At 66.6% G+C, this 19,356-nt stretch carries 13 protein-coding genes; 7 read left to right on the top strand and 6 right to left on the bottom strand.

Translation table 11 applies throughout. The annotated features are described in order from the left end of the window. The first annotated feature begins 13 nt into the window (after window positions 1-13). The gene (gene mnmC, locus QTH97_RS19300; RefSeq protein WP_286570052.1) at window positions 14-1,912 is read left to right on the top strand and encodes a bifunctional tRNA (5-methylaminomethyl-2-thiouridine)(34)-methyltransferase MnmC2/FAD-dependent 5-carboxymethylaminomethyl-2-thiouridine(34) oxidoreductase MnmC1; all 1,899 of its coding nucleotides are present in this window, start codon (window positions 14-16) and stop codon (window positions 1,910-1,912) included. On the opposite strand, the gene QTH97_RS19295 is transcribed toward mnmC, so the two are convergent. Further along, window positions 1,888-5,259: a hypothetical protein gene (locus QTH97_RS19295; RefSeq protein ID WP_286570051.1), complete on the bottom strand. Its 3,372-nt coding sequence runs from the start codon at window positions 5,257-5,259 to the stop codon at window positions 1,888-1,890. The genes mnmC and QTH97_RS19295 overlap by 25 nt on opposite strands. Here QTH97_RS19295 and QTH97_RS19290 point away from each other — a divergent pair. Next, window positions 5,258-6,157 carry a transglutaminase family protein gene (locus tag QTH97_RS19290; RefSeq protein WP_286570050.1) on the top strand — a complete coding sequence of 300 codons (900 nt, stop codon included), beginning with the start codon at window positions 5,258-5,260 and terminating at the stop codon, window positions 6,155-6,157. The genes QTH97_RS19295 and QTH97_RS19290 overlap by 2 nt on opposite strands. Here QTH97_RS19290 and QTH97_RS19285 read toward each other — a convergent pair whose 3' ends face one another. The 3 genes from QTH97_RS19285 to QTH97_RS19270 are packed head-to-tail and all read right to left on the bottom strand — an operon-like array spanning window position 6,158 to window position 12,394. Beyond that, window positions 6,158-7,621 carry an efflux transporter outer membrane subunit gene (locus tag QTH97_RS19285; RefSeq protein ID WP_286570049.1) on the bottom strand — a complete coding sequence of 488 codons (1,464 nt, stop codon included), beginning with the start codon at window positions 7,619-7,621 and terminating at the stop codon, window positions 6,158-6,160. It lies immediately after the preceding gene. Further along, window positions 7,608-10,799 carry an efflux RND transporter permease subunit gene (locus tag QTH97_RS19280; protein ID WP_286570048.1) on the bottom strand — a complete coding sequence of 1,064 codons (3,192 nt, stop codon included), beginning with the start codon at window positions 10,797-10,799 and terminating at the stop codon, window positions 7,608-7,610. Before QTH97_RS19280 ends, QTH97_RS19285 begins: the two co-directional genes overlap by 14 nt. Further along, entirely contained in the window at window positions 10,796-12,394 is a 1,599-nt protein-coding gene (locus QTH97_RS19270; RefSeq protein WP_353655644.1) for an efflux RND transporter periplasmic adaptor subunit, read from the bottom strand. Before QTH97_RS19270 ends, QTH97_RS19280 begins: the two co-directional genes overlap by 4 nt. A 252-nt stretch (window positions 12,395-12,646) precedes the next feature. On the opposite strand from QTH97_RS19270, the gene QTH97_RS19265 reads away from it, so the two are divergent. Both QTH97_RS19265 and QTH97_RS19260 read left to right on the top strand, forming a co-directional pair. Then, window positions 12,647-13,660, top strand: coding sequence for a patatin-like phospholipase family protein (locus tag QTH97_RS19265; RefSeq protein ID WP_286570047.1), 1,014 nt, complete (start codon window positions 12,647-12,649; stop codon window positions 13,658-13,660). Window positions 13,661-13,663: 3 nt separating this feature from the next. Continuing rightward, window positions 13,664-15,118, top strand: coding sequence for a GntP family permease (locus QTH97_RS19260; protein ID WP_286570045.1), 1,455 nt, complete (start codon window positions 13,664-13,666; stop codon window positions 15,116-15,118). Window positions 15,119-15,135: 17 nt separating this feature from the next. Here the strand turns inward: QTH97_RS19260 and QTH97_RS19255 are convergent, their stop codons facing one another. Beyond that, the gene (locus QTH97_RS19255) at window positions 15,136-15,378 is read right to left on the bottom strand and encodes a hypothetical protein (RefSeq protein ID WP_286570043.1); all 243 of its coding nucleotides are present in this window, start codon (window positions 15,376-15,378) and stop codon (window positions 15,136-15,138) included. Between the two features lie 199 nt (window positions 15,379-15,577). Here QTH97_RS19255 and QTH97_RS19250 point away from each other — a divergent pair, with 199 nt between their 5' ends. Together QTH97_RS19250 and QTH97_RS19245 are read left to right on the top strand one after the other, a co-directional pair. Next, entirely contained in the window at window positions 15,578-17,644 is a 2,067-nt protein-coding gene (locus tag QTH97_RS19250; RefSeq protein ID WP_286570042.1) for a carbon starvation CstA family protein, read from the top strand. Beyond that, window positions 17,641-17,859 (top strand): CstA-like transporter-associated (seleno)protein, encoded by a 219-nt coding sequence (locus tag QTH97_RS19245; RefSeq protein ID WP_286570041.1) that lies wholly within the window; start codon window positions 17,641-17,643, stop codon window positions 17,857-17,859. The genes QTH97_RS19250 and QTH97_RS19245 overlap by 4 nt, the downstream gene beginning before the upstream one ends. 1 nt (window position 17,860) lies before the next feature. Here the strand turns inward: QTH97_RS19245 and QTH97_RS19240 are convergent, their stop codons facing one another. Continuing rightward, entirely contained in the window at window positions 17,861-18,802 is a 942-nt protein-coding gene (locus QTH97_RS19240; RefSeq protein WP_286570040.1) for a crotonase/enoyl-CoA hydratase family protein, read from the bottom strand. Window positions 18,803-19,017: 215 nt separating this feature from the next. Between QTH97_RS19240 and QTH97_RS19235 the strand changes: the two genes are divergently transcribed. Next, a complete protein-coding gene (locus QTH97_RS19235) occupies window positions 19,018-19,227 on the top strand; it encodes a hypothetical protein (protein ID WP_286570039.1) in 210 nt (69 codons plus the stop codon). The last annotated feature ends 129 nt before the right edge of the window (window positions 19,228-19,356 follow it).

Here is a 19,356-nt window from a genome sequence, read left to right as displayed (position 1 = left end):
TCCAGTCCTCCGCATGGCCGAGCCGGTCGACTGGCGTGCGGACGGGATTCCGCGGAGCGCGCGGTTCGACGACATCTATCACACGGAAAGCGGTGCCCCTGCGCAGGCCTCGCACGTCTTCCTAGGGGGCTGCGGGCTCCCTGGGGCTTGGGTCGGCCAATCGAAATGGCGGATTCTCGAAACCGGCTTCGGTTTTGGGCTCAATTTCCTGACAACCTGGCAGGCCTGGCGCGCCCACCCGCAGCGTCCGCGACTGCTGCATTTTGTTTCGATCGAGGCCTTCCCGGTTTCGCGAGACGATCTGTTGCGCGCTGCGGCCGGCTATCCCGATCTGTTCGGGTTGGCGGAAAGCCTCGCGGCGCAGTGGCATGGATTGCTGCCGGGCTTTCATCGGCTTTCGTTCGACGAAGGCCGTGTGCTGCTCACCCTCTGCATCGGCGATGTGCAGGCCATGCTGCGTGCACAGCGCTTCGAGGCCGACAGCATCTTTCTTGATGGGTTCAGCCCGCAACGCAACCCGGCGATGTGGTCGTCCGAAACGCTCAAGGCCGTTTCGCGCTTCGCCCGGCGCGGAACGCGTGTCGCGACCTGGACGATCGCGCGCGCTGTGTGTGACGCGCTCGCTCAGAACGGTTTCCAGGTAACGAAGGCGCCGGGACTGCCGCCGAAAAGAGATTGCCTGCAAGGGGTATTCGAGCCCGCATGGCAGGTTCGTCGCCGCGGCCCGGTGCCTTTGCCCGCCGCGGAAGCTGGGCGTTGCGTGGTCGTCGGCGCGGGATTGGCCGGTGCTGCCGTTGCGGCGAGTCTTGCACGGCGCGGTTGGGAAGTGGATGTGCTTGAAGCGGCGGAACGCCCTGCCACGGGCGCCTCGGGATTGCCGGTGGGCATGCTGGCGCCGCACGTATCGCCCGACGATGCCCTGCTCTCGCGGCTGACGCGCGCGGGCATCCGGGCGACCTGGCAGCAGTTGGAGCAATTGCTGGCAGAAGGCGAGGACTGGCGTGCCACTGGCGTGCTCGAACGGAGGGCCACTGGCGACGACCGCTTGCCGGGAGAGTGGATCGCCGATGGGCCCAACGAGTCATGGCACGCGAGCCTCCCGCAGCTTGGGGAAGCAGGTCTGCCGCCCGATGCCGTCGCGCTCTGGCACGCACGCGGCGCCTGGGTGCGACCGTCGCGGCTGATCGCAGCCTGGCTGGCGCTGCCCGGCATTCGCGTCAGGGCGCGATGCCGGGTGGCTCGCATCGAGCGCATCGAGCACATCGATGGCAAAGGCAAACGCTGGGTCGTCCGCGACGCGAATGGCGCAATGCTCGCGGAAGCCGATCGCATCGTCATCGCGGGCGGCATGGAAAGCCATGCACTCGCACCGGAATTCCCGCTGCAAGCCGTGCGCGGCCAAGTCGAATGGGGACTCATGCCTGCAGGTGCCCGACTGCCGGCCACACCCATCAATGGCGATGGTCACCTGATTGCCCATGTACCGACAGCCGAAGGCAGGCTGTGGCTCGTGGGCGCGACCTTCGACCGCGACAGCAACGATGTCGCGCCCCGTGCCTCGGACACCGAGTTCAATCGCGGGCGCCTCAATCGACTACACCCCGACGCGGCAGCGCTGCTGGCCCCTGCCTTCGCTCGCGGCGAAACACGCGCATGGGTCGGCATACGCTGTGCGTCGGGCGACCGCCGACCCCTGGTCGGCCCGTTGTCTTCCGGATCGGCAGACGGTGTCTGGCTCTGCACCGCCCTGGGCTCACGCGGACTCAGCTTCGCCGTGCTGTGCGCCGAACTTCTGGCGGCCCGCTGGCACCACGAACCGCTGCCGCTGCCCGCGAAGCTCGCGCAGGCGCTGGATGCACGGCGCGCCTGGCCCGCGGACGAGAAAGCTCAAAGGTTGGCCAGCGCCATGTAGTCGAGCACCGTGGTGCCGCCCAGCGTCGCGAACGGCAGCAACACGGCCTTGAGCAGCGGTTGTTGCCAGAACGGCGCGAAGGCTCCTTCGCGCAGGCTCTCGATGCGCCCCTGCAGCAGCTTGAGCTGCTCGACGGAAGGCGACGGCGGCAGCGCTCCACCGCCCGGCGCCACCTTCGCGCTGGCGCACGACACCGCATTCCTCACCTGCTCCAGCGCGTGCGTGCGCGAGTCTTCGGCGGCGAGCCGCAGCGCCACCGCGCAGCCCAGCGCCACCGCGGCGCCGACCGCAGCGGGCACCACCGTGCTGACGGACATCGTCCAGCGATCGAAGACCGCGCTGCGCGACAGCAGCCACAGCGAGATCACCACGAACGGGTAGTAGATGAGCAGCGTCACGCATTGGGTACGCCGTGCAACGAACTGCAGGTCGATCCAGTTTTCCAGACAGGCCCGCGGGATGCCGATCTCGTCCTCGAACTTCTTCAAGGTCGCCTCGGGCCAATTGGCCGCGACCTCATGCAGGCGGCGCAGCCGCAGCAGCCCTCGCACGAATCGCACGCACAGTACCGTCGCATCCACCACGAAGAACACCAGGAAGAACATCATCACCAGTGCCGGAATTCGCAACAGCTCATGCACGACGAACGACAGGTTGCCCCGCTGCGGCACGAAGCGCGATTCGCCGATCGCCACGATCAGCAGGCCGCTGAAGATCGCCGCGATCACCACGCACGAACTGGTGCGCACCAGCCGCGCCATCAGCCTGTTCTGCACGATGTGCCGGCCCCAGAAATCGATGGCCTCCTGCGTCATGCCGTGGTCGTCGCCGGTGCGGCGCTGGCGGTGCAGTGGCGGGATGAAGCGCATCGAGAACATCTGAACCAGCTTCCACCACCGGGTCTGCTTGCGGTCGGCCTTGGCCTGCCGCTCGATCATGTCCGCGTGTGCGACGTCGGCTTCGAAGTCCCTCCCGATCTCCTCCAGGTTGTAGGTCAGCATCAGCCACCCTCTCAGGAGCAGGTAGAAGCACACCAGCAGCGTGAAGACACGAAGCGCTTCGGTGGGCCAGAGACTGATGCCCTCGATCGCGACCAGGGGCTTGCCCCCTCGCGTGAGCCATTCCGCGAACGTCTCCCAGCCAAGCGCCATTCCCAGCGGCAAGGCGATCTGCACGACGATCACGAGCAGCGCCAGCCGCACCCATCGCACCCGGCGCGCACGCCAATCCTCGTCGCCCGTCACGAACTCCGAGAGGCGGGCCTTCGCACCACGGCTGACGACCAGAGGCGGTACCCAGACCGCGAGCATGAGCACGCTGAAGGTGAGGAACATGACCGCAACGCCCGGCGCGGGGTAAAGGGGCGAGCCGGCGGGATGGATGTCGTCGCACTGCGCCCAGGCGAGCCCGCGGCAGTTGTCCTTGTCGATGCCCTTGGGCCATTGGCCCTTGAAGTCGAAAGCCTCCGTACGACCGATCTCGAAGATTCGTGGCTCCTTGAACCACTCGCGAATCTCGGCTTGCGACGCGGGCTCCCGGGCGTCGCCCGTGCCCTCGTCCAATTGCAACGCACGCCGTGCATCGTCCATCGCCAGGCGCGTCGAAAGGAAGGCCGAAACCTGGTAGCTGTCACGGAAAGGCGGCGCGCCGCCCTGCAACGAATCGGTCAGCCGCAATCCGAAGTTGGATGCAACGATCAGGTTGCGGGTCCACGCCTGCTCGCGCGGATGCAGCAGGCGCGCATCCATGTCGGTGGTGAAGAAGATCGCGTCGGGGAACTCCGGTCGCAGCGCCTGCATCACCAGCAGCTTGTCGTGCACGTCGTTGCCCAGCACGCCGATGGCGCGAAATCCGTGGCCGTCGGCGCTGGTCTTGCGCACCTGTTCGTCGCGGATGTGCATCTGCACCGCCAGCCGGCGCAGGTAGTCGAACTGCCCCTGCCCTTCGGCCACCTCGACGAAGGTGCCGTCCTTGCGGCGGCCGTTGTCCTTGTCGCCGGGGCCGGGCTTTGCGGCGCCCCCGGAACTCGACGCACCGTCGCCCGCGGCAGGGAGTTGGCCATCCAGGCCCCGCACGTAGTTGAAGCGCTCGACACAGAACCCGGCTTCATCCTTCTTCGCCCTGAACTCGCGCCGCAGACTGCGGCCGTAGAGCGTGTCCCACTCGGCGACGACGGCGATCTCGCTCGGCGCATCGTCGTCGCTGCGCGTCCTGCACGCTTCCTGGTAGCGCTGGGCTTCGTCCCCGGAGCCCTTGAGCAGCTTGCGCGGCTTCAGCCCCCGCAGGCGCAATTCCTCGATCAATCCGTCGGCCAGCCGCCCGTCGTCGCCAATGGTTCGCACCAGGGCGACCTTGCGGTCTTCGAGGAACTTCGAGATGCCGCCCTTGCGTTCCTGCTCGTCCTTCCTGCCTTCGAGCAAGACCGCGTCCGGCACGGTGGCATAGAGCGAATAGAAGCGCATGGACGCATGGATCGGCCCGCCCTCGAAGCCCGGTGCCGCGGCCTCTTCGATCATCGCCTTCAGGCCGTCGGATCCATTGGGCCCCAGGACGCGCCAACTCGCGCCGGCCTTGATGAAAGGCTCGGCGAGCTCCGCCATCCGCTTCAGCGGCGAGTCCGCGAACGCCTCGGTCTGCAGCCACATGACCAGCACCGGGGACTGCAAGCCGCTTCTCGACAACTCCCGGACTTGCACATCGCTCGCCGGCTCGAACCATTCGTAGGGAACAGGCTCCCGCGCCGCCTCGCCGCCCGCGGAAGCCGGAACGAAATAGCCCAGATGCTCCGTATCGACCGGTGACAGGCGGCTGGCGTTGAGCGCAGCCAGCACGGCGTAGCGTCCGCGCCGGCGGCTCTCGACGTTCTCCGAGTAGGGGCCACCGGCGAGCATGACCGCGAGGATCTGCGGCTGCTTGTCGGGCGCCTTGGCGACCATGGCGGCCACTTCCTTCGCCAGGTCGTCGGCCGTGCGCTGTACGTCTTCCTTCCTGAGCTTTTCGAGATTGTTCTTTCGAAGTTCGGAGCGATACTTGGCGACTGCGCCAAAGGGGTCCTGCCACAGTCGCGCATCCACATCCTGCTTCGAGTAGTGCTGCTCCAGGCGCGGCTCGGTGACCGGAAGGCGGGTGGTCTGCAGCGGCGACTCGCGCACGAACAGAACGCCCGCGGCGAGCAGAACGATGGCGACGATCCCATTGTTGGGAAACCCTCCGGACCCAGATTTCGATTCCTTGTCCATCAGCCTCTCCAGGTCTCGCGGGACGCGGTCAACCATTTCACAATGTATTGAGCGATCCCGAAATCCTCCAGAAGGTCTAGACATCACCACCGGCACCCTGTCCGCCATGCCTACTCATTACGACATCACGCACACGACCATCTACCGCTACAAGACGCCGGTGACTTTCGGGCTGCACCGTGTGATGTTCCGGCCGCGTGACAGCCATGACCTGCGCGTGCTCGCGACCGACCTGCAGGTGAGTCCGCAGGCGCATGTGCGGATGATCCAGGACCCCTACTCCAACTCCATCGCGCTGGTCCAGCCGATGGGCGAGGCCACGGAACTGCGCATCGTCTGCACCTTCAGCATCGAGCACGTGGTCGCGCCGCTGGACACGCTGTCGCTCGACCCGGCGGCGGAGATGATGCCCTTCGCCTACGCGGTGCATGAGCGGCTCGACCTCGAGCACTACCTTCGCCCGCACTACGACGACCCGGACGGCACCTTGATCCGCTGGGCCCATCAGTTCCTGTATGCCGACGGAAGCAACAGTACGCGCGATGTGCTGCAGCGCATGAACGCGCACATCGGCCAGAGCCTGAGCTATGTGCCGCGCGACGAGGAAGGCACCCAGACGCCGCTGCAGACGCTTGCGCTCGGCAGCGGAAGCTGCCGCGACTACGCATTGCTGATGATCGAGGCTGCGCGCCGTCTCGGCGTCGCCGCCCGCTTCGTCACCGGCTACCTGTACGACGCGTCGCTCGATACCGGCGGCAGCGAGCCCGGCGACTCCATGACCGGCGCCGGCAGCACGCATGCCTGGCTGCACGCCTACCTGCCCGGCGCAGGCTGGATCGCATTCGATCCAACCAACAACCTCATGGGCAGCGGCGGACAGCTCATTCGCGTCGGCGTCGCGCGCGATCCGGCGCTGGCGGCGCCCATTTCCGGCAGTTGGTACGGCGATCCCGAAGCCTATGAGGGCCTGGACGCCTCCGTCGTGGTGCGGCGCATATCGAACTGATCAGGGAAAGACCGCCGGCCGCTCGCTCAGGCGCACATCCGGTTGTGGCGCTTCCTGGTCCGCCAGCCCGATCCATCCGCCACCCATCGACTTGTAGAGCGCTGCCGCCTGCAGCAGCACGTCACCTTGCGTCTGTGCCAGTTGCAGCCGCGCGCTGAACAGGCTGCGATCGGCGTCGAGCACTTCGAGATAGCTGGTGTAGCCGCCCTCGAACCGCTTGCGCGCCAGCCGCGAATAGTTGGCCAGCGCATTGACCTGCATCTGCGTTGCGTCGAGGCCTTGGCGCGAGTTGCCGATGCCGACCAGCGCGTTTTCCGTCTCGCTGAATGCGGCCTGCACGACCTTGCGGTATTGCGCCACTGATGCGCGCTGCTGCGCTTCGGCGCTCTGCACCTGGCCTGCGATGGCGCCCGCCGTGAAGATCGGCACGCTGACGTCCAGGCCGTAGGTCCAGACACGCGCGGCGCCGTCCCACAGATCGGACAGCGACCGGCTCGCCTGGCCATACGCGCCGGTCAGGCTGATGCTCGGGAAGTACGCCGCCTTGGCCGCGCCGATGCGTGCGTTGGCTGCCATCAGCAGTTCCTCCGCCTGACGGATATCGGGGCGCCGCTCCAGCAGATCCGAGGGCAAGCCGGAAGGCACCACGGGCACCGTGAGTTCGTTGACCGCCCGACCGCGGACGATCGGCCCCGGATTGCGGCCCAGCAGGTTGGACAGTGCGTTCTCCCGTTCGGAAATCGCCTGGTGCAGCGCCGGTATGGTCCGCAGCGCGGCAGCGTATTCGGATCGGGCCTGGCTGACTTCGACGTCCGACACCACGCCGCCGCGGAAGCGTCTTTCGAACAGGTTCAATGTGTCCTTGCGCAGCGTCAGCGTCTCGTTGGCCACCTCCAGCTCGCGGTCCTGCTCGCGAAGGTCGACGTACCCGGTCGTGATCGCGCCCACGACCGACAGCACCGTGCCGCGCCGGAAGGACTCGCTCGCCAGCAGTTCGGCCGTCGCGGCCTCGGTAAGCCGGCGCGTGCGGCCGAAGAGATCGATCTCCCAACTCGCGAGCAGGTTCACCTGCGTCGCGTTGTAGGGATTGGGTATCGGCGCACGGCCGACGGTCAGCTCGCTGGCGCGTGTGCGGCTGCCGGTCGCCTGCGCGCCGAGCTGTGGGAACAAGGGCGCGCGGGTCGTGCCGAGCGCACCGTAGAACTGCTCCACGCGCGCAGCGGCGGCGACCAGATCCTGGTTGTTTCGCAGGCCTTCGCTGATCAGCGCATCGAGTTGCGGGTCGCCGAACTGCTTCCACCAAGCCGTGTCGGCCGCAGTGGGCGAGGCTGTCTTCGGCTCGCCTGCGAATTGCGCCGGGACATCCAGGTCCGGCCGCTTGTAGTCGGGACCGATCATGCATCCGGTCAGCAGCACGGCGAGCAAGGCCGCGCCACCACCGCGAACCGCATCAGCGCGGACCATCGGCCACCCCCTCCCCGTCCGGGGCCGGCTCGCCGGCCGGATGAGCCCCAGCCTTCTTCCCCGCCGTGCGATCGCTGAGCACCTCGAAGCCCCAGAAGAACATCGGAATGAAGAAGATCGCGATCACCGTCGCGCCCAGCATGCCGCCAATCACGCCCGTGCCCAGAGACTGCCGGCTCGCCGCCGACGCGCCGCTCGCGATCGCCAGCGGGATGCAGCCCAGGATGAAGGCCAGCGAGGTCATGATGATCGGCCTCAGACGCAGCTTGGCTGCGCCGACGGCCGCGTCGTAGGGCGACAGGCCTTCCTTGTGCCGCAGTTCGACCGCGAACTCGAAGATCAGGATCGCGTTCTTCGCGGCCAGGGCGATCAGCACGGTCAGCCCGATCTGGAAGTACACGTCGTTCTGGATACCGCGCATCCAGATCGCCGCGATGGCACCGAACAGCGCGAAGGGAACCGCCAGCAGCACGCCGATGGGCAAGGTCCACTTCTCGTACTGCGCCGCGAGGATCAGGAACACCATCACCAGCGCGAACGCGAACACCAGTCCGGCCGTCGAACCGGCCTTGCGCTCTTCGTACGCCTGCCCCGACCACGCATAGGAGAAGCCCTGCGGCAGCACCTCCCTTGCCAGCGCTTCCATGGCATCGAGTGCCTGCCCGGAGCTGTACCCGGGCGCGGAGTCCCCGGAGATCTTGGCGGCGGTGAAGTTGTTGAAGCGCGTCACGATGTCGGCGCCGGTCACGTAGCGCGTGGTGGCGACCGCCTTCAGCGGGACCATCTCGCCGGTGCGGCTCCGCACGTACATGTTCTGCAGATCCTCGGGCCTGGTGCGGTAGTCCGGCTCGGCCTGCAGGATGACCTGGAACAGCCGGCTGTTCTTCGGGAACTGACTGACATAGAGCGAACCGAAGAGCGTCTGCAAGGTCGAATACACGTCCTGCACCGGCACGCCCAGGCTTTCGGACCTGTCGCGGTCCACGTCCACGAGCAACTGCCGCGAGCGCGTGTTGATGGTGGAGTTCACGCCCCGCAGTTCGGGCCGCTGCCGCGACTTGGCGATGATCTCGCGCGTGACCTCCTCCACTCGCTGCAGGCTCGCGTCGCCTTCGCTCTGGACCCAGAACTCGAAGCCGCCGGTCGTGCCCAGGCCCGGGATCGAAGGCGGGTTCACGGGGATCATCACCGAGTCCTCGAAGGTCGCGAATTCCGCGCTCGCGTTGCGGATCAGTGCATCGGCCCGATCTCCCGGCGCCTGGCGCTCCGCAAAACCCTTGAGCGAAACGAACAGCACGCCCGCGTTGGACTTGAGCTGGGAGTCGATCAAGCTGAAGCCCGGTACCGACGCCACCGATCTCACCGCCGCCTGTTTGCTGAACCACTGCTGCGCACGATCCGTGGCGGCCTCGGTGCGGTCGAGGCTCGCCGCATCGGGCATGATTGCCGCAGTGAAGATATAGCCCTGGTCTTCCACCGGCAGGAAGGTCGACGGCACCCGCTTGAAGAGCCCGAGCATGATCACGATCATCCCGGCGATCAGCAGCACCGACATGCCCACGCGCCGGATGGCGAGCCGCGTCGTGGAGGTGTAGCCCTCGGTCAGCCGTTCGAAGCGCCGGTTGAACCAGCCGAAGAAGCCCTTCTTCCCGTGTTCGCCCGCCTTCGGCGGCTTCAGAAGGATCGCCGCCAGCGCCGGTGAAAGCGTCAGCGCCACCAGTCCCGACAGCACGACCGACACCGCGATCGTGATGGCGAACTGCTTGTAGAGCTGCCCGGTGATGCCGGATAGAAAAGCCACCGGAATGAACACCGCGCACAGCACCAGCACGATGGCAACGACCGGGCCGCTGACTTCGTCCATCGCCTTCTTCGCGGCTTCCTTGGGAGACAGGCCGAACTCGGCCATGTTGCGCTCGACGTTCTCGACCACGACGATGGCGTCGTCCACCACGATGCCGATGGCAAGCACCATGCCGAACAGGGTCAGCATATTGATCGAGAAGCCCATGGCCGTCATGCCGATGAAGGCGCCGAGGATGGACACGGGCACCGCCAGGATCGGCACCAGCGTCGCGCGCAGGCTCTGCAGGAAGATGAAGACCACCAGCACGACCAGCACCACCGCCTCGACGAATGTGTGGACCACTTCGTTGATGGACTCCTGCACGAACTCGGTCGTGTCCAGCGCGATGTCGTACTCCAGCCCTTCGGGAAAGGTCGGCTTCATCCCGTGGAGGAGTGCCTTCACGTCTTTGGCGACCTGCAGCGCATTGGCGCCCGGCTGCTGATAGATCGCAATCAGGGTGGCGGTCTTGCCGTTGTACTTGGAGCGGATGGAATAGTCCTTCGCGCCCAACTCCGCACGCCCGATGTCCTTGACGCGAACGATCGCACCCGTCCCCTGCTGGGCCCGCAGGATGATGTTCTCGAACTGCGAGGGCTCGGTCATCCTGCCGGAGGTCGCCACGGGTATGGTCTGCTGCACCGGCGTGGCCGTGGGCGAAGCGCCAAGGCGGCCTGCCGCGTATTGCTGGTTTTGCGCGGCCACTGCCTGCTGCACGTCGGTCGCGGTCATGCTGAGGCCGGCCATCCGGTCGGGCTTGAGCCAGAGGCGCATCGCATAGTCCGGCGAGCCGAAGATGGAGCTCTGGTTGGCGCCCGGCACGCGCTTGATCGCGTCGAGCACGTTGATGTTGGCGTAGTTCGCGATGAAGGTCGGGTCGTGACTGTTGTCGGGCGAATAGATCGCCACGATCATCATGAAGGCCTGCGACTTCTTCGCCACCGAGACGCCCTGGCTGCTCACCGCCGAAGGCAGCGTGGGCAGCGCGAGGTTCACGCGGTTCTGCACGTCGACCTGCGCCAGCGAAGGATCGGTGCCGATCTCGAAGTAGATCGACAACGTCATGTTTCCGGTCGAGCTCGACGTGGAGTTCATGTACATCATGCGGTCGGCGCCGTTGACCTGCTGCTCGATGGGCGCGGCCACGTTCTGCGACACCACTTCAGAGCTCGCGCCCGGATAGGTCGCGCTGACGGAGATCTGCGGCGGCGTGATGTCGGGGAACTGCGCGATCGGCAGGTTCAGCATCGCGACCAGCCCCGCGAGGACCAGGATGATCGAGATGACGGATGCGAAGATCGGCCTGTCGATGAAGAAGTGCGCAAACTTCATCGTGCCCCCGCGAGCACGACATCGACACGGCGTGCCAGCGCGGGCGAATCGCCCCCCACGATATTGGCCGGAGCCCTCAGCACGATGCGCCCGGGAGGCACATCGGCCGCCAGCAGCGCATCACGCACCGACTCTGCACGTTGCCTGGCGAGGGCTGCGTTGCGCGTCATGTCGCCGCTTGCGTCGACGTAGCCATGCAGTTCGACACGGAGTTCGGGGCGTGCCTTCAATGCAGCAACGACCGCCACGAGTCGCGCGTGGCCGGTCGCGTCCAGCGATGTCCGGCCGCGATCGAAGTACACGGCATCCTTGTCAACAGCAGCGGCGGCGGCAGAGGGCGTTGCGGCAGCGCCGGCGGCCGGCCGGGCAGCCGCCCCCCCGGCACCGCCCGCACTGGTCGCCGCGCCTTGAGGCGTCGCCGTCGTGACCTGCGCCACGCCGCTCAGGGGCAATGGCGACGCAGGCACTTCCTTGGCTCGCACCGGCGCGCCGGGCGCGAGCCGCATGAATCCATCGACCACGACGCGCTCCCCGTCCTTGAGGCCACCGGTCACGAGCCATTGATCTCCCATCCAGTCGCCTACCTGAATGGGACGCGGGTTCGCCTTGCCCTCGCCGTCGACCGTCCAGACGAATTCGCCGCGCGCGCTTTGCTGCACGGCCCGCTGCGGCACGACGATCGAATTCGGCCGCGTGAAGCCGTGCACCTTGACGCGCACGAACTGTCCCGGCTTCAGGTCCCCCTTCGGATTGGGCACCTCCGCGCGCAGCAGGAAGGTGCCCGTGTCCTGGCTGTACGCCGCGTCCGCAAAGGTGATGCGCCCTTGCGCCGGGAAACTCGTGCCGTCGGCAAGGACGATCTCGACCGCGTAGTCGTCATGCGGCGCCTTGATCAGCTTTCCCCTCGCAATCTCGTCCTGCGTGCGCAGCGATTCGTTTTCCGAGAGGCTGAAGTTGACGCGCATCGGATCGAGCTTGGCCACGTAAGTCAGCAGGCTGTTCGCCGCGCTCACATATGCGCCGTCCTGAACCTTGGCAAAGGACGACTGGCCTGCAACGGGAGCGGTGATCGTGACGTAGCTGAGGTTCAACATCGCGTCAGTGACCTTGGCGCCGGCAGCCTCCACGGCGGCGGCAGCGGCCTGTTCCTGCCCCGTGGCATCGTCCAGGTCCTTGACGGCCAGTGCGTTGTCGGCAACGAGCGGCTTCACGCGAGCGAGATTCGCGCGAGCAGTGTTGAGCCGGGCCTGCTGCTGCGCCAGTTCGGCGCGCGCCGCCTTCACGCTGGCTTCGAAGGGCTTGGCATCCATGAGGAACAACACCTGCCCGGGCTTGACGAAGGCGCCTTCGGTGTACACGCGCTTCTCGAGAAAGCCGGCGACGCGTGCACGAATCTCGACCTGCTGCGAGCTCTCGGTCTGGCCCACGAACTCGAAGGTCGCGGGCACGGTCTGCAGCTTGACGGTCTGTACCGAGACTTCGCTCGCCTGCGGTGGCGGCTTTTCCGCCTCCTTGCTTGAGCAAGCAACGAGCATTGCGAGCATCGACGCCGCACCGCAGGCACGAGCCCATGTCCCGACGAGATGCAAAGCCATAAGCCGCGCTCCTCCTGCCTACGGAGGATCGAAGGACCGGCGCTGAGGCAGGCGAGCGACCCGAGCCAAGGCTGCTGTTGAATCGCTAATATCGCTTCAAAGATGGTGATGGGCAAGACGGCAGGTGCGTCGACGTACCACCATGCACTTTGTGCCAATTGACGTTGGAATCGATTTCGTGTTCTCGTGCGGACTCAACGAACTTGTTGGCACGGAGCTTGAATGGCTTCGGTACGCACTTGGAGGACCCCAATGAAAACCCTTCCCATCGACCTTGCGCTGCAAGGCGGCGGCGCCCATGGCGCCTTCACCTGGGGCGTGCTTGACCGGCTGCTGGAAGAACCCTGGGTGCGCCTCGACGGCATCTCGGGCACCTCGGCGGGCGCCATGAATGCAGCCGTGCTGGCCTGCGGGCACGCGGCGGGCGGCTCCGAAGGTGCACGCGAGGCGCTGGAGAACTTCTGGCGCGGCGTTTCCGAGGCGGCCCGCTTCAGCCCCTTCCGGCGCGGCTGGACCGAGATGATCACCGGGACCTGGTCCCTCGACAGTTCGCCCGCGTTCGTCGCGATCGAGATGGCCACGCGCCTGTGGTCGCCCTACGACCTCAATCCTCAAGGCATGAATCCGCTGCGCGGCATCCTGGCGGACCTGATCGACTTCGAACGTCTGGGCTCGTCGCCGATCAAGCTCTTCGTGACCGCAACCAACGTGCGCACGGGCCGCGGCCGCGTCTTCCGCAATGCCGAGATCAGCCCAGAAGTCCTGCTTGCGTCGGCGTGCCTGCCGACGATGTTTCACGCCGTGGAGATCGATGGCGATCCCTACTGGGACGGCGGCTACGCGGGCAACCCGACGATGACGCCGCTGATCCGCGAATGCCAGTCCAGCGACACCATCCTCGTGCAGATCAATCCGGTCGAACGCCCCGGCGTGCCGCGCAGTGCGCAGGAGATCACCAACCGCCTGAACGAAATCTCGTTCAACTCGCCCCTGCTGAAGGAGCTGCGCATGATCGCCATGCTGCATCAGGTGGCGGACCCGGGCCGCGGTGAAGGCGCGGCATGGGCGCGCATGCGCATCCATCGCATTGCCACGGAGGCCATGCTGGAGCTGGGCTATTCGTCGAAGATGATCACGGAGTGGGCCTTCCTGTGCAAGCTTCGCGACGAGGGGCGACGCTCGGCGAACACTTTCATCGAAGCGCACGGAGGCGACATCGGCAAGCGCTCGACGCTCGATCTCGACGCCTTGCTGGAAGGAGTCTGAGCCATGGGACTCGCAGGCATCTTCGTGGGCCTCGGCCTGCTCATCTGGCTCTCGTACCGCGGCTGGAGCGTGCTCGTGCTGGCACCCGCCGCGGCACTGATCGCGGCGCTGTTCGCGAACGAGCCGCTGCTCGCGCACTGGACGCAGACCTTCATGAGTTCGGCCGCCGGATTCCTGGCGCAGTTCTTCCCGCTCTTCCTGCTTGGCGCGGTATTCGGCAAGCTGATGGACGACAGCGGCTCGGTGCAGACCATCGCGCGCTTCATGACAGAGAAGCTCGGCCCCAAGCGCGCGATGCTCGCGGTGGTGCTGGCCGGCGCCCTCGTGACCTACGGCGGCGTCAGTCTCTTCGTCGCCTTCTTCGTGCTCGCGCCGATGGCGCACGCGTTGTTCCGTGCGGCGGACATCCCGTCGCGCCTGATGCCGGCAGCCATCGCATTGGGAACCTCCACCTTCACGATGTCGGCGTTGCCCGGCACACCGGCCATCCAGAACGCGATCCCCATGCCCTTTTTCGGCACCACGGCCTTCGCCGCGCCCGGGCTGGGCGTCATCGCCGCGGCCATCATGCTCGGCTTCGGCATGTGGTGGCTGCGCCGCGCCGAAGGTGCCGCACGCCGGTCCGGCGAAAGTTACGTCCCTGTCGCAGTCGACAAGCACGTGAGCGCCGCGGAAGACCCGGTGGTGCGCGAGCGCGCGACGACTTCCGGAAGCTTCGATCCCGCAGAGGTCACCCATGGCCAGCATGGCGCCGGCCAGCCCGGCATCTTGGTTGCGCTGCTGCCGCTCGTCGTGGTGGTCCTTGTCAATCTGCTGATGGCCCTGGTGGTCCTCCCAAGCCTGGACACGAGCTATCTCGAAGAGCCGCGCTTCGGTGGCATCACCCTCGCGAACGTGGGCGGTGTCTGGGCGGTACTGGTGGCGCTGATTGCCGCCATCGCGCTTCTGGTGGCGCTGAACTGGCGGCGCCTGCCTTCGCTGCGCGCGACGGTCGACGCCGGCGCGAACGCCTCGGTGCTGCCGGTGGTGTGCGTGGCCAGCCTGGTGGGTTTCGGCGCGGTCGTCGCCGCCATGCCGGCCTTCGAGCTGGTGCGCGAATGGGTGCTGGGGATCGGCGGCGGGCCGCTGGTGTCGCTGGCCCTGTCGACCAACATCCTCGCTGCGCTCACCGGATCGGCTTCCGGCGGCCTGACGATCGCCCTCGACGCGCTCGGCGCCACCTACATGCAGTTGGCTGCCGCGACCGGCATCGACCCGGCCCTCATGCACCGCGTGGCGGTGATCGGCGCGGGAACGCTCGACAGCCTGCCGCACAACGGCGCGGTCGTCACCCTGCTCGCGGTGTGCGGCACGGGCCACCGTGAAAGCTATTTCGACATCGTGATGGTGGGCATCGTGGGCGCCCTGATCGCGCTGATCGCCGTGATCGCGCTCGGGACCGCGCTGGGCTCGTTTTGAACGCGCCGGCGGGTGGCTCAGCTCGTCCTGCGGCGAGCGCGCGTGACCCACTCCTCGGACAGCGCGGCGACGCGCCGCGCATAGTCGGCCTCGGCCTGTTCCTGCGCATCCACCAGACGGGCCAGTTCAGCGATCTCCTCCGGGCTCGGCGGTGCGCGCTCGCCCCCGCACATCCAGTCTCCCAGCGCCTCGATGAGATCCCCGCGCGCCGTGTCGACCGCGAGACGGCTCATGACGACCGCGCGTTGCAGCCGGGTCATTTCGCCTTTCCTCAATCGTTGCACGGCGGACCTCCCTGAAGTTCGGACACAGACTACTTATGTATTACTTTTCACCCGTGTAGGTCTATATCGCTTAGGCCGTAGTCTTTTCGCCCGGTTGCAGGCAGGAAACGTCTGCGCCTTGCGTGACGGGCGCGGCGGCAGGATGATGGCGCCCCTTCCTGAGAGGAGCGGCGCCATGCACAACCTCACATCCCTCTTGCTGTGGCCGGCGGTGGCCATCGTCGGAGCCATTTCCTTCGGCGCGCTGGCGCTGGGGCGCGGGGAAAGCGTCAATGCGGTATGGCTGGTCACCGCTGCGCTCTGCGTCTACTTCATCGCCTACCGCTTCTACAGCAAGTTCATCGCCGAGAAGGTGCTGAGGCTGGACGACTCGCGCCCCACCCCGGCCATCCGCCACAACGACGGCATGGACTACGTGCCGACGAACAAATGGGTGCTCTATGGCCACCATTTCGCGGCCATTGCCGGCGCGGGCCCGCTGGTCGGGCCGGTGCTCGCCGCGCAGATGGGCTATCTGCCCGGAACCCTCTGGATCCTCACCGGCGTGGTGCTGGCCGGCGCGGTGCAGGACTTCATCGTGCTTTTCGCGTCCGTGCGCCGCGACGGCAAGTCGCTGGGCGAGATGATCAAGATGGAGCTGGGCCCCATTCCCGGCACCTTGGCGCTGGTCGGGGTGCTGGCGATCATGATCATCATCCTCGCGGTGCTGGCGCTGATCGTGGTCAAGGCGCTCACGGGCAGCCCGTGGGGCCTGTTCACCATCTTCGCGACCATTCCGATCGCGCTGCTGATGGGCATCTACATGCGAATCATCCGGCCCGGGCGCGTCGGCGAAGCCTCGGCCTTCGGCGTGGTACTGCTCCTTCTGTCGATCTTCCTCGGGCGCGTGGTGGCTGAAAGCCCGACCTGGGCGCCGTTGTTCACCCTCACTGGCCCGCAGCTCGCCTGGGCGCTGATCGTCTATGGCGCGATTGCCGCCAGCCTGCCCGTGTGGCTGATGCTGGCGCCGCGCGACTACCTGAGCACCTTCCTCAAGATCGGAACCATCGTCGCGCTGGCGCTGGGCATCTACTACGTCGCGCCATTGCTGGCGATGCCGGCGACCACGCGCTTCCTCGACGGCACCGGGCCGGTCTTCTCGGGCAAGCTCTTTCCGTTCCTCTTCATCACCATCGCCTGCGGAAGCGTCTCGGGATTCCATGCGCTGATCTCCTCGGGCACCACGCCCAAGATGGTCGAGAAGGAGTCGCACATGCGCTTCATCGGCTTCGGCGGCATGCTGGCCGAGTCCTTCGTCGCGGTGATGGCGCTCACAGCCGCGAGCGTGCTCGATCCGGGTATCTACTTCGCGATGAACGCGCCCGCTGCAGTGATCGGCACCACCGCGGCCAACGCCGCGCAGGTGATCTCGGGCTGGGGTTTCGTCATCACGCCCGAGCTGATCACGCAGACGGCCAAGGACATCGGCGAGACCAGCATCCTCTCGCGTGCCGGCGGTGCGCCGACGCTGGCGGTCGGCATGGCCCAGATCCTCGGGCAGGCCTTCGGCGGCAAATCGATGGAGGCGTTCTGGTACCACTTCGCAATCCTGTTCGAAGCGCTGTTCATCCTCACCGCGGTCGATGCCGGCACGCGGGTGGGCCGCTTCATGATCCAGGACATGCTGGGCCACGTGTACAAGCCGCTCGGCAACACCGAATTCCTGCCCGCCAACCTCCTCGCGACTGCACTGTGCGTGGCACTGTGGGGCTATTTCCTGTACCAGGGCGTGGTCGATCCGCTGGGCGGCATCAATACGCTGTGGCAACTGTTCGGCGTGGGCAACCAGATGCTGGCGGGCATCGCCCTGCTGCTGTGCACCAGCGTGCTCGTCAAGATGAAGCGCCAACGCTACGTGTGGGTCACGCTGGTGCCTACTGCGTGGCTGCTGGTCACCACGCTGACGGCGGGCGTGCAGAAGATCTTCCATCCCGACCCGGCCATCGGCTTCCTCGCGCTGGCGCGCAAGTTCAGCGACGCCGTGGCCCAGGGCAAGGTGATCGCACCGGCCAAGTCGATCGAGGAGATGCAGCGCGTGGCCTTCAACAACTACCTCGACGCCTTCGTCTGCGGTTTCTTCGTCCTGCTCGTGGTGGCGATGTGCATCTTCGCAGCCAAGATCTGCTTGCAGGCCTTGAAGCAGGCCAAGCCGACCGCCCAGGAGATTCCGCCACTGACCGGCGCACAGGGAGCCCTGCCATGAACGACGAATGCGAAGCGGGCGCACAGCGCTGGCTGGGCCAGAACCTCCGCAGCCTCTGCTCGGTGTGCCGGCAGGTCTTCGGCATGCCGGACTACGAACGCTACCTGGCGCATGCGGCCGGGCTGCATCCGGGCGCGCCGGTGCTGTCGCGCAGCGAATATTGCGCACTTGTGATCGAGCGCCGGTACGGCAAGGGCGGGGCGCGCTGCTGCTGAACTATGCGCCGTCGAGCGCCGCCCGGGCCCTGGCCAGCCGCGCTTCGAGATCCGCCACCAGCGCCCTCGCCTCGTCACCTTCCGGAATCGGCCTGCCGCTGTCGCGCCACGCGACGGCGCTCTTGAAGCCTTCCACCTCCGCATGGCGGCGGAACCACAGGCCCTCGGGGTTGTGGCGCGTGATGCCGTCGAACACGGTCGCGAACATCTGCGACTGCTCCAGTCCCATCGATTGCCAGACCTGGTTCACGACGAGCTTGTGCATCATCAACTGCGAACGCGGCACGCCCGAGATGCGCCGGGCGAGTTGCAGCGTGGCTTCGTCGAGACGTTCCGCGGGCGCGGAGAAATTGGCAAGTCCCCAATCGGCGGCCTGCGTGCCGGTGATGGTGTCGCCGGTGAACATGAGTTGCTTGGCACGCATCGCGCCCAGCCGGTAGGTCCACATCGCGGTGGTGGGGCAGCCCCAGACGCGCGTGGGCATGTAGCCGATCCTCGCGTCGTCCGCCATCACGAGCAGGTCGCAGCACAGGGCGATGTCGCTGCCGCCCGCCACGGCGTAGCCGTGCACCTTGGCGATGGTGGGCTTGGTGCAGCGCCACAACGACATGAAGTCGTCGGTGTTGGCCTTCATCGCTGCGTAGTCGAGCATCGGGTCCCAGGGCGTCTTTTCCTGTCGGCACGGGTGGTCGGCGGCGCCGGCGAAACCCTTGCCCTCGGCGTACTCACCCAGGTCATAGCCGGCGCAGAAAGCACGGCCGGCACCCTCGACCACGATGACATGCACCTCGTCATCGGCCTGCGCCCATTCGACCGCCCGCCGGATGTCCGACGGCGTCGTGTCGGCGATGGCATTGAGCTTGTCGGGGCGGTTGAGCAACAGGCGCGCGATGCGCGGATGCTGCGAGTCCCTGTCGACGAGGACGGTGTTGAAGGCCGGCATGACGTCTCCTCTTGTGTCTGGCATCAGCGGTCGATTTCACTTCAGACGGCCGTTTGGCGCAAAGCGTTGTACGACGCAGCGGACAAGAACGCGATTTCGTAGGACCTTCGGAAGGCGCAAATCAGCCGTCGCGTCGTTGCGCGGCGTCGGGCTCCTACAACGGCAAGCCGATCACGGGCCTAAGGTGCTCGCAAAGGCAAAAAGGAGTACACACCATGCCGCTCGCCATGCCCCAACCCGACTTCGAGCCCACGCTGGCGCGCCATCTCAGCGCATTCCGGTTTCCGCAGGACGTCGAAGCTCCACCGCAACGGTCTGTGCGCCCAACAGGGCCCGGGAATGAAGACGAAGATGCCGATCCGGTCGGAAATGAGAAGAATTCCTCGGCCGGCCAACTTCTGATGGTCTACGGCGACCGCCGGTGACGTCTGTCGATGGGCAGAGATAGACGCGCCACCGGTGCCCCTGCTGGCCGATTCGCCAGCGCCAACGGTTGATGCGCGACGAGGCGTCTTCGGGTCTCATGTCATCAGGCTGCAGCAATGCTTCGGCCC

Source organism: Variovorax gracilis (assembly GCF_030317115.1).
Classification (GTDB): Bacteria; Pseudomonadota; Gammaproteobacteria; order Burkholderiales; family Burkholderiaceae_C; genus Variovorax; species Variovorax gracilis.
The sequence above is the reverse complement of the archived record's forward strand: the minus strand, read 5'-3'. Positions and strand labels throughout refer to the sequence as shown.